Consider the following 13,454-nt stretch of genomic DNA (forward strand, 5'->3'; position numbering starts at 1 on the left):
ATTTCCGCGAGGCGCAGTTCATCGCCCGACAGAGAATTCGGTTCGAAGGCCACCGCGAGGGGTAGGCCATGGCGACGCATGCGCACCGCGTCGCCGTGGCGGCCACATCCTGGTCGATTTGTACTTCCTTGCCAAAGCGTGTATGGGCGGACTACGGTTCGAACATTCGATTTAAAATTCCGCACCGAAGGAGTGTCATGGTCAAATCACCTGCCATTCGCGCTGGACTGACGCTGGTGTCCGTCGCAGCGTTGATCCTCGCCACAACATCCGTTGCATCGGCCCGACCCGGGAACGACGGCGCGCTATCGACCGCCGACGGCGCTCGCGACGCCCACCAGCACGGCGAAACGGCCGGTCATCTGCCGGCAACACAGTCCAATATCAACGTAGTCTCCAAACTGAAGATGAAGAACGCGGTGCCCGAGAAGATCGCCGATGTGGGCGTCTTCAAGGACTATGCCTACCTTGCTGCGTGGGGCGTCGTGTCGTGCACCTACAACGGGGTGCACGTCGTGGATATCAAGGACCCCGTGAAGCCGAAGGAGGTCGCGTTTATCCAGTCCAAGGAGGGCAGCTACCCGGGCGAGGGTGTCCAGGCCCTTCAACTCGATACGCCAGCCTTTACCGGCGACGTGCTCGTCACCAATAACGAGAAGTGCAAGGACAAAGCAGGGTTCGGCGGCATGAATCTCTATGACGTGACGAATCCCGAGCACCCCACACCACTCGCCGTGGGCATTGGCGATTCAACAGCCGATGGTCAGGGCAAGAAGACCTCCAACCAGACCCACAGCGTCTTCGCCTGGGATGCCGGCGACAAGGCGTACGCGGTCATCGTTGACAACGAAGAGGGCACCGATGTCGACATCATGGACATCACCAACCCGAAGAAGCCGTTCCTCACCGCCGAATACGATCTGGACAAGACCTTCCCGCAGATCCTCCAGAACGCACCGTCGAACCTGACCGAGGTGTTTCTCCACGACCTCGTCGTCAAGCAGATCGCCGGAAAACAGGTGATGCTGTTGTCCTACTGGGACGCCGGATACGTCACCGTCGACATGACCGACGTGCACAACCCGATCTATGTCGGCGATACGGACTTCACCAACCCCGACCCGCAGCTTCAGGAGTCGGCAGGCCTGATCGAGAAGCCTGAAGGCAACGGCCACCAGGGCGAGTTCACCCTAGACAACAGGTTCGTAATCGGTGCCGACGAGGACTTCGCGCCCAACGGCGCGGAGGGCACCACGGATGACTCCGCGACACCGTTTCAGATCTCGCAGGGCAGCGACACACCGCAGCTGCAAGGCGGGGAGTCGCTGACCGGTGATGCCGTCTACGCGGGACAAGCATGTTCCGGTGATCCGGTTGTGCCACCGGCGCCGGTCACCGCAAGCGGCAGCCAGATCGCGATCGTCACCCGTGGTCTCTGCGCGTTCACCGAGAAGGTGGCGAACGTTGAAGCGGCTGGCGGCTATGACGGAATCGTCATCATCAACCGCGAGGGTACCGACGGATGCGGCGCATTCGGGATGAGCGTCGCCGGCAACATCCCGACCTCTTCGGTCGACCGTCAAACCGGATTCGGTTTCTTCGACCTCGAGGCCTCCTACGATAACGCGGCCTGCCTCGCCGGTGCTGCCAGCCTGATTCCCGGCCTGAGTCTGGGTGCCGTCGGAGACCTCGTTTCCTTGCGCGCGTTCTTCGACGGTTGGGGTTATGTGCACCTCTTCGACAACTCGACGGGAAAGATGTCCGAGCTGGACACCTATGCAATTCCCGAAGCCATGGACCCTGCCTACGCTGTGGGCTTCGGCGACCTCTCGGTTCACGAGGTGGCCACGTCCAAACAGCGGGCCGACCTGGCGTACTTCTCGTATTACGCGGGAGGATTTCGAGTGACCAAAATCATCGACGACAAACTCGTCGAGACCGGTCGCTTCATTGACGAGGGCGGCAACAACTTCTGGGGTGTGGACGTGTTCGAGAACAACGGCGTCGAATACGTTGCGGCCAGCGACCGTGATTTCGGGCTCTACATCTTCCGATACACGGGCAACTGACCCGACAGCCTGATCTGAATTACCCACACGAAATCGCTCCTGAGAACCCCCTCAGGAGCGATTTCGTGCGTCCCGGTGGCGCCGTAGGACGCGCCGGGCGATCTCGCCCCGCCGGGTCAGCGGGGCAGCACCAGGGCGCCGTCCATGTGACGGGGAATCGTCTCGTGGTGCTGAGCCCATGACAACCGAAACCCCCGTCGGGAAGCTGTTGAAGACCAGACGACCCCTGGTCGGTGCGAGCGTGTCGCTGATCTGAGGCACGAGATCGGGCTCGTTGCTGCCGCGGTGCACGCTCACCGACGCCTCACCACCTGACAGGTCGATTTGCGAGCCGACTCTGCGAGGCGGTACCCCAGATATTCTTCCTGATCAGGCATTTTACTTGTGGGCCCTACCGGGCTCGAACCGATGACATCCACGGTGTAAACGTGGCGCTCTACCAACTGAGCTAAAGGCCCCGACGACGAGTCGGTCGTGGGTTCCCTCAGTATAGGACAGACTCGGCGCGCGTTTGGCGACCCATCGACTTCAGAGGACCGGTGTGAGTTGCCCGAGTGCGGCTCGGTAGGCGTCGATCGATCGCGCTTCACCCGGGGCGGAGATGAAACTGGCGCGAATAATGCCGCTCGGATCGATCAAGAATGTCGCACGGTTGGCGAAACCCTTCTCCTCGAGAAAGACGCCGTATTCTTTTGCGACCGCGCCGTGGGGCCAAAAGTCCGCAACCAGGTTGAAGGTGTATTTTTCCTGCTCGCCGAAGGCACGCAGGGCGTGTCGCGAGTCGACCGAAATTCCGATGAGTTCGACGCCGCCGTCCTCGAACAGAGACAGGTTGTCGCGCAGTTCGCAGAGTTCGCCACTGCATATTCCCGAAAAGGCGAGGGGGAAGAAGACCAGCGCGACAGATTTCACTCCCCGGTATTGGCTGAGCTGCACGCTTTCGCCGAACTGGTTGATGAGCTTGAAGTCGGGTGCCTGGGTGTCGTTCTCGAGAGCCATATGGGCTCCTTTCCTAGTGCTGCGGTGGCGCGCGGTTGGGCCGGTGACATACTCTAGCCCGGCAATGTGCGCGAAGTCACAAAACCCGCAGCTTGTCGGCGGCGGGCACCCGTACGCGGACAACGGGCGAAATCTGTAGGCTTACGTCGTGCCGCTGGTTGCAATCCAACCTGCTCATTTACGGCACGTGCCACCGTGGCGCCGCACCATGTCACCGCGGAGCACCATCGCTGCACGAACCCCAGAGAGAGGTCGACTGTGACGGTCAACGACCAGGACCCATACTCGACGAACAACGCCGACTCCGATCCGGAGGAAACTGCGGAGTGGTCGCAATCCCTCGATTCGCTCGTTGCCGAACACGGGCACGAACGCGGACGCGAGATCATGCTCAGCCTGTTGAAGCGGTCGAAAGAGCTGCATCTGGGCGTTCCCATGGTTCCGACAACGGACTACATCAACACCATTGCGCCGGAGAACGAACCCGATTTTCCCGGCGACGAAGACATAGAGCGCCGCTACCGCGCCTGGATTCGCTGGAACGCTGCCGTTCTGGTGCACCGCGCTCAGCGCCCCGGCATCGCCGTTGGTGGCCATATCTCCACCTACGCGTCATCCGCTGCCCTGTATGAAGTTGGTTTCAACCACTTCTTCCGCGGTCAGGACCACCCGGGCGGTGGCGACCAGATTTTCATTCAGGGTCATGCCTCCCCCGGCACCTACGCGCGCGCCTTCCTCGAGGGCCGGCTGACAGAGAACCAGCTCGACGGTTTCCGTCAGGAAAAATCGCACGCTCCTCATGGCATCTCTTCATATCCGCACCCGCGCCTCATGCCGGAATTCTGGCAGTTTCCCACCGTATCCATGGGTCTCGGTCCGATCAACGCGATCTATCAGGCGCAGCTCAACCGCTACCTGACCCACCGGGGCATCAAGGATGCCAGCGACCAGCAGGTCTGGGCATTCCTCGGCGACGGTGAAATGGATGAGGTGGAAAGCCGCGGCCAGTTGCAGGTCGCGGCCAACGAGGGCCTCGACAACCTCAACTTCGTCATCAACTGCAACCTTCAGCGCCTCGATGGCCCGGTGCGCGGTAACGGCAAGATCATCCAGGAGCTTGAAAGCTTCTTCCGTGGTGCTGGCTGGAACGTCATCAAGGTGGTTTGGGGTCGGGAGTGGGACAGCCTCCTCAAGAACGACGTAGACGGCGCCCTGATCAACCTGATGAACGTCACGCCCGATGGTGATTACCAGACGTACAAGGCCGAAAGTGGCGCCTATGTGCGCGAGAATTTCTTCGGACGCGACCCGCGTGCGCGGGCGCTCGTCGAGCACCTCAGCGATGACGAGGTCTGGAACCTCAAGCGCGGTGGACACGACTACCGCAAGGTCTACGCCGCATTCAAGGCCGCGTCGGAGCACACCGGCCAGCCGACCGTCATCCTGGCGAAAACGGTCAAGGGCTACGGCCTCGGTCCCAGTTTCGAAGGCCGCAACGCGACCCACCAGATGAAGAAGATGACCCTCGACAACCTCAAGTCGTTCCGTGACAGCATGCACGTGCCGATCACGGATGCCCAGCTCGAGGAAAACCCCTACTTGCCGCCCTACTACACCCCCGGCGACAAGGACGAGGCGATTGAGTATATGCACGAGCGTCGGCGTGCGCTCGGCGGCTACCTGCCGGAGCGACGCACCACACACACCAAGCTCAACCTGCCCGGAGATGAGACCTACGCGGTCGCCAAGAAAGGGTCCGGAACGCAGGAGATCGCCACGACCATGGCGTTCGTGCGACTGCTCAAGGAGCTGTTGCGCGCCAAGGACTTCGGAAACCGCATCGTTCCGATCATCCCCGACGAGGCTCGCACCTTCGGCATCGACGCGTTCTTCCCGAACGCGAAGATCTACAACCCCAACGGCCAGCACTACACCTCGGTCGACCACGCCCAGCTGCTGGCCTACAAGGAGAGCCCGCAGGGCCAGATTCTGCACGTCGGCATCAACGAGGCCGGCGCCGCCGCTGCTTTCACCAACGTGGGCACGTCCTATTCCACGCAGGGCGAACCGCTCATTCCGGTCTACGTGTTCTACTCCATGTTCGGTTTCCAGCGCACCGGAGACGCTTTGTGGGCCGCCGGTGACCAGATGAGCCGCGGGTTCATCGTCGGTGCCACGGCCGGTCGCACGACGTTGACCGGGGAAGGTCTGCAGCACGCCGACGGTCACTCGCCGTTGCTGGCGTCGACCAACCCGGCCGTCGTCTCCTACGACCCGGCATACGGCTATGAGATCGGTCACATAGTGCGTGCCGGACTCGAGCGCATGTATGGCGGCACCCACACAGATCCGAACGTCATGTACTACGTGACGGTCTACAACGAGCCGGCCGTGCAGCCGGTCGAGCCCGCTGACGTTGATGTGGACGGCATCCTGCACGGCATCCACCGGGTGAGTGAATCCGCTGCGAGCGGACCGAAAGCACAATTGCTCGCCTCCGGCGTTGCCGTACCGTGGGCACTGGAGGCCCAGCAGCTCCTCGCCGACGACTGGGGCGTCTCGGCCGACGTCTGGTCGGTCACCTCGTGGACCGAACTGCGCCGCGATGGTCTGGCCGCCGAGGAGCACAACTTCCTCAATCCCGACGACGTGCCCCGCATCCCGTACGTCACCACGAAGCTCGAAGGCGCTGCCGGCCCCTTCGTCGCCGTGTCTGACTTTATGCACGCCGTTCCGGACCAGATCCGACAGTTTGTTCCGAGCGACTTCGCGACGCTCGGTGCCGACAGCTTCGGCTTCTCGGACACCCGCCCGGCCGCACGCCGATTCTTCAAGATCGACGGTCCGTCGATGGTCGTGCGCACTCTGGAGCTGCTCGCCCGTCGCGGCGAAGTAGACCGCAGCCTCGCCGGCCAGGCGATCGCCAAGTATCGCCTGCACGATGTGAGCGCGGGCACCACCGGCTCTGCCGGGGGCGAGAGCTAAGAAACCGTGGCACCGGCGCCCAAAACGAAGGAACAGACCCTCAACTGGCTGCGCACCATTTCTGGTGAGCTGTCGACCCAGACGCTCAAACGACTCGAAGACACGCTGTCCTGGTATGGCGATATGCCACCAGGGCGGCGGTCGGCCGTCGGCCTGGTCGCCCAGGCCGGGATCACGAGTTTCATCTCCTGGTTTGACGATCCACGGTCAACGCCGTGGATCGCCGCGGACGTCTTCGGTGCTGCCCCGCGAGAGTTGCTGCGCTCGGTGAGTCTGCAGCAGACGCTGCAGCTCATCCGCGTGACGGTTGAGGTCGTCGAGGAACGCGTCAAGGACGGTGGCGAGGCGCTGCGCGAAGCGATTCTGCTCTATTCGCGAGAGATCGCCTTCGGGGCAGCAGATGTCTATGCTCGTGCTGCCGAGGCACGCGGCCTCTGGGACGCGCGGTTGGAAGCTCTCGTCGTTGACTCTATTCTCAGTGGGGAATATGACGACGAACTGCCTAGCCGAATTGCGGCTCTCGGCTGGCATGGCCACGGTGAAGTCTGCGTACTGGTCGGCACCACCCCGCAGATGCTCGACGTCGACCAGTTGCGCCGCGCTGCCCGGCATATGGCCGCCGACGTGCTCATCGGCGTCCAGGGGAACCGCCTCGTGCTCGTGATCGGTCGCGCACGCCCGGCCCAGGCGGACAGCGAGGACGTCGGCACCGCTGCGGCGCTCACGTTCATGGAGATCGCCATGCAACTCGAACCGATATTCGGGCCCGGGCATTTGGTGCTCGGTCACGAGGTTCCCAATCTCGTTGACGCATCCAAGAGCGCGAAGGCCGCCCTAGCCGGGTTCGCCGTCGCGCGGTCGTGGCGGAATGCGCCCCGGCCCGTCCAGGCCGACGATCTGCTCCCCGAGCGCGCCCTCGCCGGGGATCCGCTCGCCCGCGCGACGCTGATACATCGCATCTATCGGCCGCTGCAGGCGCACTCGACCGAGTTGCTCACCACCCTGTGGTGCTATCTCGACAATGGCCGCTCGCTCGAGGCCACCGCGCGCGAATTATTCGTGCACCCCAACACCGTGCGGTATCGCCTGAAACGAGTATCCGAAGTCATCGGCTACGACGCCACGGGAGCCCGAGAGGCGCTCATTTTGCAATCGGCCCTGATCATCGGCTCGATCAGCGACCACGACGGTTCCACCCGCCGTCGTTGATGGGGTCCGAGGCCAGGGATTGCCCGCGCGATGTCTAGGGCCGGCGGCGTAGAGGGTGTAATTCGGCCGTCACGTCGTCGTGACGCTCCTCTCACAACGACCTGGTGTGTCGTCGCTGCACCGGCATCCATCGGCACGGCGGTCACACGTCTCGCGGGATCAGACCCGCCCTATTCAGACTTGGAGCGTGTCATGCCCACATCCCGGAAATCCGCCACAGAAGGCGCCGCGGAACCGGATGTCGACGTCAGCGTCGCCCCGCAGCCTAGAGAGCTGACCCGCAGCCTCAAACCCCGCCACCTCTCGATGATTGCGATCGCGGGAGTCATCGGGGCTGGCCTGTTCGTTGGTTCTGGTGCGGCGATCCAGCAGGCCGGTCCTGGAATTCTCGTGGCCTACGCCGCCGCTGGCCTTGTCGTCATCCTGGTGATGCGCATGCTCGGCGAGATGGCGGCGGCGAGTCCGGAGACCGGGTCGTTCTCGACCTACGCCGACCGCGCGCTCGGCCGCTGGGCCGGGTTCAGCATCGGCTGGCTCTACGCCTGGTTTTGGATCATCGTCCTTGGAATCGAAGCAACTGCGGGCGCGGCGATCGTGCATCGCTGGGTACCCGAGGTCGATCAATGGGTGTGGGCCCTCCTGCTCATGGTGCTACTCACGCTTACGAACGTGGCCTCGGTGAAATCATTCGGGGAGTTTGAATTTTGGTTCGCCTCGATCAAGGTCGCGGCCATTGTGGTCTTCCTCGTCCTCGGGATCGCGGCGATCCTGGGCTTCATGCCCGGTGTGACCGCGCCCGGCCTCGACAACCTCACCAATCGCGGCGGATTCTTCCCCAACGGTGCCGGAGCGGTGCTCGGCGGAGTCCTCGTGGTGGTTTTCTCTTTCTTCGGCGCCGAAATCGCCACGATCGCCGCGGGGGAATCGCAAAACCCGGTAGCCGCTGTTCGCCAGGCGGTGCGGTCCACCGTGTGGCGAATCCTGATCTTCTACATTGGCTCGATCGCCATTGTCGTCACCCTGCTGCCCTGGGACAGCACCTCCGTAGCAAAGAGTCCGTATGTGGCGGCCATCGAGCTCTACGGCATTCCCGGTGCCGGCACGATCATGGATGTGATCGTGCTCACCTCTGTGTTGTCCTGCCTCAACTCGGGACTCTATACCGCCAGCCGTATGCTGTTTTCCCTGTCGACGCGCGGCGACGCTCCCCGCTCCTGGGGAACGATCTCCGCCAGGGGCGTGCCGCGCAGCGCTGTGCTCGCGTCGACCATCGTAGGGTTTGTGACCGTCGGCCTCAACTACGTCGCCCCGGACACCGTGTTCCTGTTCCTGGTGAACACCTCCGGCGCCATTGCCCTGTTCGTCTGGCTCGTGATCGCGGCCTCGCAGTTGATCCTGCGTCGCCGCATGGGACCGGACGCCGCAAGGGCACTGTCACTCAGGATGTGGGTCTTCCCCTACCTCACGTGGTTCGCCATCCTCAGCATCCTCGGCCTGCTCGTGGGAATGTTGATCGTCCCCGAAACGCGGGAATCCCTCGCGCTGTCCCTCGCGCTGGCCGGGCTGCTCGTGGGCGTGGGCCTGTGGCGTTACCGGGGCGGGCGTGGCTCGAGCGGCGAAGCTGCGATCCAACCGGTGATCGGTTCGGCGCATTCTAAATCAAGCCAACGCCAGGATTGATCCCGCCAGCCGCCACGAGTTGAGAAATCGGGATTCGTCCCGAGGAGTTTTTCTGCAGGACTCTACAAAGGAACCCGGAATACTCAGTGCGATTTGTACACTCATTTCCGCCATCAGGTTGGAAGACTGAATAAATGATCGTTGTCGTCTGCCCGGGTCAGGGCTCCCAAACTCCCGGATTCCTTGAACCCTGGCTGGCTCTGCCCGCCTTCTATGCCGGCCTCCGGCATATCTCCGACGACGTCCACCTAGACCTCGTCGCTCACGGCACGGTCAGTGATGCCGACACCATTCGCGATACGGCGATTGCCCAGCCCCTCATCGTGGCCGCCGGCATCCTCACGCTCGAAGCGCTGCTCGCGGATGGCCGGCGAGACCGCATCTCCGGGATCGCCGGGCACTCGGTCGGTGAGCTGACTGCCGCCGCGGGCGCTGGCATCCTGAAAACCACCGATGCGGTGCGTTTCGTCCGAGAGCGTGGCGTGGCGATGCAGGCCGCCGCCGCCCTCGTTCCCACCGGCATGAGCGCCGTGATCGGTGCCGACGAGACCGAGCTGCTCGCCCGAGTGACCGAGCTCGGCCTCGAACCCGCCAACTTTAATGGCAGTGGTCAGATCGTCGTCGCCGGTGCGCTCGACGCTCTCGCCGAACTCGCCGCGGCTCCCCCGCATCGCGCCAGGGTCATCCCACTGCAGGTCGCGGGTGCATTCCACACCCGGTATATGCAGCCTGCCGTTGAACGGATGACCGTGGTCGCCGACTCGCTCAGCCCCACCGATCCGACCCTCCCGATTTGGACCAACCGTGACGGAGACCGCGTAACCGAGGGCATCCGATTTGTGGACCTTCTCGTCGGCCAGGTGTCGTCGCCGGTACGGTGGGACAGGTGCATGGAGGCCTTCGCAGCCGCGGGAGTCACCGGAATCATCGAGGTCGCGCCGGCCGGCGCGCTCGTCGGTCTCGCAAAGCGCGCCCTCAAGGGCGTTCCCACCGTGGCTATCAAGACCCCGGACGACCTGCCCGCCGCCTGGGCCATGATCGACCAGCAGTCCTGAATCTGATAAGAGAGACAATGACCAAGCCAACACTGAAGCAGTCCCACGGGTCGCAGTACACCCGCATCCTCTCGATCGGCGCCGCCCGCGGTGACCTCATCGTACCCAACGACGAACTGGTCGCCGCGATTGATTCCTCCGACGAGTGGATCCAGCAGCGCACCGGAATCATCACCCGCACGCGTGCCAGCGAGGACATCGGCGCGGTCGACATGGCAACGGATGCCGCCCGCGAGGCCATCGAGAAAAGCGGCATCGCCCCGGCACTCATCGATGCCGTGATCGTGGCCACCATCAGCAACGACCGCCAGACACCCTCAATGGCCGCCGTTTTGGCCGACCGCGTTGGCAGCAATCCGGCCGCCGCCTACGACATCAATGCGGCCTGCGCCGGCTATGCCTACGCCATCGCCCAGGCCGATGCCCTCATACGCACGGGGGCTGCGCACTATGCACTCGTCGTCGGCGCGGAGAAGCTCTCTGACCTCGTCGACCCGGCCGACCGGAGCATCTCGTTCCTGCTCGGCGACGGTGCCGGCGCCGTCGTCATCGGCCCGAGTGACTACCCGGGCATCTCCACCACCGTGTGGGGATCGGATGGATCCAAGGCCGACGCGATTCACATGAATCACACCCTGCAGGAATACCGTCGCGGCGACGCCGACTGGCCAACCCTGCGTCAGCAAGGACAAACGGTCTTTCGCTGGGCCGTCTGGGACATGGCCAAGGTCGCCAAGAAAGCCCTCGAAGTCGCGGGGATCGAAAGCTCCGACCTGGCCGCATTCATTCCGCACCAGGCCAACATGCGCATCATCGATGAGTTCGCCAAGCAGCTCAAGTTGCCAGAGTCCGTTGTCATTGCGCGCGACGTCGCCACGACTGGCAACACCTCCTCGGCGTCTATTCCCCTCGCCACCCACCGCCTGCTCGAGGAACATCCAGAGCTCAGCGGCGGACTCGCGCTACAGATCGGCTTCGGTGCCGGACTTGTGTTTGGCGCGCAAGTCGTTGTGCTGCCCTAACCAACCCACCCCCTAAACTAGGTCTCGGTCAACCGAGACACCCTCAAGGAGAAATAACATGGCATTGTCCACCGCAGAAGTTCTGACCGGCCTGGCCGAGCTCATCAACGACGAAACCGGAATCGCAACCGACACGGTTGAGCTGGGCAAGTCGTTCACCGACGACTTGGACATCGACTCCATCTCGATGATGACCATTGTCGTCAACGCAGAAGAGAAGTTCGACGTGAAGATCCCCGACGAAGAGGTCAAGAACCTCAAGACTGTCGGCGACGCTGTCGAGTTCATCGTGAAGGCACAGGACTAGGCCCAAGCCGGAACCAGGTCGGCCGGAAGTCGGCCGACCTGTTCACTGGGCTGGTGCCACAACGCGCCGGCCCATACGTTTGTCGTCCCATGGAGAGTTGACTTATGACCAAGAAAATCGTTATCACCGGTATCGGTGCGACTACGCCGCTGGGCGGCACGGCCGTGGAGACCTGGACGGCCCTCCTGGCCGGCGAATCGGGCGCTACCACCCTCGAGCAAGCCTGGGTCGCTGAAACAGCGATCCCCGTAACCTTCGCCGCACAGGCGCGCGTCAAGACCGCGGATGTGCTGCAACGATTCGAGGTCAAACGCCTCGACCCGTCCAGCCAGTTCGCCCTGATCGCCGGCCGTGAAGCCTGGGCAGATGCCGGCTCTCCCGAGGTCGAGCCAGAGCGCCTCGCCGTGGATTGGGCGACCGGAATCGGCGGAGTGTGGACCCTGCTGGACGCTTGGGACACCCTGCGCGAGCGGGGCCCGCGCCGCGTACTGCCCATGACCGTGCCGATGCTCATGCCGAACGGCCCGGGAGCGGCCATCGGAATGGACCTGCACGCCCGTGCTGGCATTACCACGGTGGTCTCCGCGTGTGCGTCGAGCACCGAAGCGCTGGTCAACGCGTACAACCGGCTGCAAGCTGGGCTCGCTGATATCGTCATTGCCGGGGGTTCCGAGGCCGCAATCCACCCGCTGCCGATCGCTTCCTTCGCGGCGATGCAGGCCCTGTCGACTCGCAACGACGACCCGGCGACCGCAAGTCGCCCCTACGACGTGACCCGGGACGGTTTCGTTCTCGGCGAGGGCGCCGCAGCCCTCGTCATTGAAACCGAAGAACACGCGAAAGCGCGCGGGGCCCACATCTACGCCGAACTGCTCGGCGGCGTCGTCAACAGCGATGCCTATCATGTGACTGCACCGGACCCGGAGGGGTCCGCCGCCGCCCGCGCAATGGTGTCGACCATTGAGAACGCCGGTGCGTCCCTGGCCGACGTGTCCCACATCAACGCCCACGCCACGAGCACCCCGGTCGGGGACATTGCCGAGTACAAAGCCCTCAGGCGCGTTTTCGGGGATCTGCTCGACGGCATCCCGGTGTCGGCGACAAAGGCTTCCACCGGCCACCTGCTCGGTGGCGCCGGCGCCCTCGAAGCGTTCTTCACGGTCAAGGCACTTTCTGAGCGCATGGCACCGCCGACGATCAACCTCACGTCTCAAGACCCGGAAATCACGCTCGACGTGGTCACCACTCCGCGGGCGCTACCGGCGGGAGACCTGCTCGCACTGAGCAACTCCTTCGGCTTCGGCGGCCACAACGCCGTCGTGGCATTCCGGTCGGTCTAGCGTTCGGTTCTATCTTTGCCGATTGTGAATGACCCCGTCCGGTTTGGACGGGGTCATTCTTGTGAGGTGATCAGGCGCATCTGGCTGTCTCTGACATCGACTGTGACGCGTGGGATTGCCGCCGGCACGGTCACCGGTCGACAGCCCACACTCCCATGCGGGAACGGCACGGGTTGGAGCAGTGCCGATCAGCCCACCTGGTGCAGCCAGACGACGGCGTTCAGATCGCTCGCCTGCCGGAACGGTTCTAGTTCGTCGTCCCAGGACTGCCCGAGAGCCAGGCGCAGGTGCCGGTGCAGTTCGATGGTATTGGCCCCCGCACTGTCCATCGCGAATCGAATGCGATCTTCCGGCACGACCATATTGCCCACGCTGTCCGTTTGAGCATGAAAAATACCCAGCTCCGGCGTATGCAACCAGCGACCGCCATCTGATCCGGGCGCTGCATCTTCGGTGACTTCGAAACGCAACTGCTCCCAGCCGCGCAGAGCGGATGCCAGTGCGGCGCCAGTACCCAAGGGACCCTCCCAGTAGTATTCGGCGCGGTATGAACCGGGCAGGGCCGGCTGTTCCGACCAATCGAAATTAACGGCCTCGCCGAGCGTACGTCCAGCCGACCACTCGATATGTGGGCACACAGCTCGCGGAGAAGAATGCACGAAAAGCACCCCCCGCGCAATCGGCGCTCGACGGTCGTATGTTGCATCCATCGTGATTCTCCGTTCCTAGTAGGTGCGTCTTCCCCAACGACCTCGGAACAACCGGACTCGCACAGTACAAGACTGTGA

Annotated in this window: 10 protein-coding genes and 1 tRNA gene; 8 read left to right on the plus strand and 3 right to left on the minus strand. The window is 63.4% G+C overall.

Features of this window, described 5'->3' with window-relative positions; all coding sequences use genetic code 11:
• Positions 1–197: 197 nt before the first annotated feature.
• Positions 198–2,069 (plus strand): PA domain-containing protein, encoded by a 1,872-nt coding sequence (locus tag E3T50_RS03305; RefSeq protein ID WP_134550577.1) that lies wholly within the window; start codon positions 198–200, stop codon positions 2,067–2,069.
• A 385-nt stretch (positions 2,070–2,454) separates the two neighbouring features.
• Here the strand turns inward: E3T50_RS03305 and E3T50_RS03310 are convergent.
• Together E3T50_RS03310 and E3T50_RS03315 are read right to left on the minus strand one after the other, a co-directional pair.
• Positions 2,455–2,527 (minus strand) — tRNA-Val (locus E3T50_RS03310).
• Positions 2,528–2,597: 70 nt separating this feature from the next.
• Entirely contained in the window at positions 2,598–3,068 is a 471-nt protein-coding gene (locus E3T50_RS03315; RefSeq protein ID WP_134550578.1) for a peroxiredoxin, read from the minus strand.
• 258 nt (positions 3,069–3,326) lie between these two features.
• On the opposite strand from E3T50_RS03315, the gene aceE reads away from it, so the two are divergent.
• The 7 genes from aceE to E3T50_RS03350 all read left to right on the plus strand — a co-directional run bounded on the left by aceE (position 3,327) and on the right by E3T50_RS03350 (position 12,666).
• The gene (gene aceE / locus E3T50_RS03320; RefSeq protein WP_134550579.1) at positions 3,327–6,053 is read left to right on the plus strand and encodes a pyruvate dehydrogenase (acetyl-transferring), homodimeric type; all 2,727 of its coding nucleotides are present in this window, start codon (positions 3,327–3,329) and stop codon (positions 6,051–6,053) included.
• A 6-nt stretch (positions 6,054–6,059) separates the two neighbouring features.
• Positions 6,060–7,262, plus strand: coding sequence for a PucR family transcriptional regulator (locus E3T50_RS03325; RefSeq protein ID WP_134550580.1), 1,203 nt, complete (start codon positions 6,060–6,062; stop codon positions 7,260–7,262).
• Positions 7,263–7,454: 192 nt separating this feature from the next.
• Entirely contained in the window at positions 7,455–8,942 is a 1,488-nt protein-coding gene (locus E3T50_RS03330) for an amino acid permease (protein ID WP_134550581.1), read from the plus strand.
• 134 nt (positions 8,943–9,076) lie between these two features.
• Positions 9,077–9,997 (plus strand): ACP S-malonyltransferase, encoded by a 921-nt coding sequence (locus tag E3T50_RS03335; RefSeq protein ID WP_134550582.1) that lies wholly within the window; start codon positions 9,077–9,079, stop codon positions 9,995–9,997.
• A 17-nt stretch (positions 9,998–10,014) separates the two neighbouring features.
• Positions 10,015–11,019 (plus strand): beta-ketoacyl-ACP synthase III, encoded by a 1,005-nt coding sequence (locus tag E3T50_RS03340; protein ID WP_134550583.1) that lies wholly within the window; start codon positions 10,015–10,017, stop codon positions 11,017–11,019.
• A 58-nt stretch (positions 11,020–11,077) separates the two neighbouring features.
• Positions 11,078–11,326 (plus strand): acyl carrier protein, encoded by a 249-nt coding sequence (locus tag E3T50_RS03345; protein WP_104129202.1) that lies wholly within the window; start codon positions 11,078–11,080, stop codon positions 11,324–11,326.
• 104 nt (positions 11,327–11,430) lie between these two features.
• On the plus strand, positions 11,431–12,666 hold the full coding sequence (locus E3T50_RS03350) for a beta-ketoacyl-[acyl-carrier-protein] synthase family protein (RefSeq protein WP_134550584.1): 1,236 nt from the start codon (positions 11,431–11,433) through the stop codon (positions 12,664–12,666).
• A 188-nt stretch (positions 12,667–12,854) separates the two neighbouring features.
• Here the strand turns inward: E3T50_RS03350 and E3T50_RS03355 are convergent, their stop codons facing one another.
• Positions 12,855–13,376: a DUF3145 domain-containing protein gene (locus E3T50_RS03355; protein WP_134550585.1), complete on the minus strand. Its 522-nt coding sequence runs from the start codon at positions 13,374–13,376 to the stop codon at positions 12,855–12,857.
• Between the last annotated feature and the right edge of the window lie 78 nt (positions 13,377–13,454).

This window comes from Cryobacterium gelidum (assembly GCF_004403985.1).
GTDB lineage: Bacteria > Actinomycetota > Actinomycetes > Actinomycetales > Microbacteriaceae > Cryobacterium > Cryobacterium gelidum.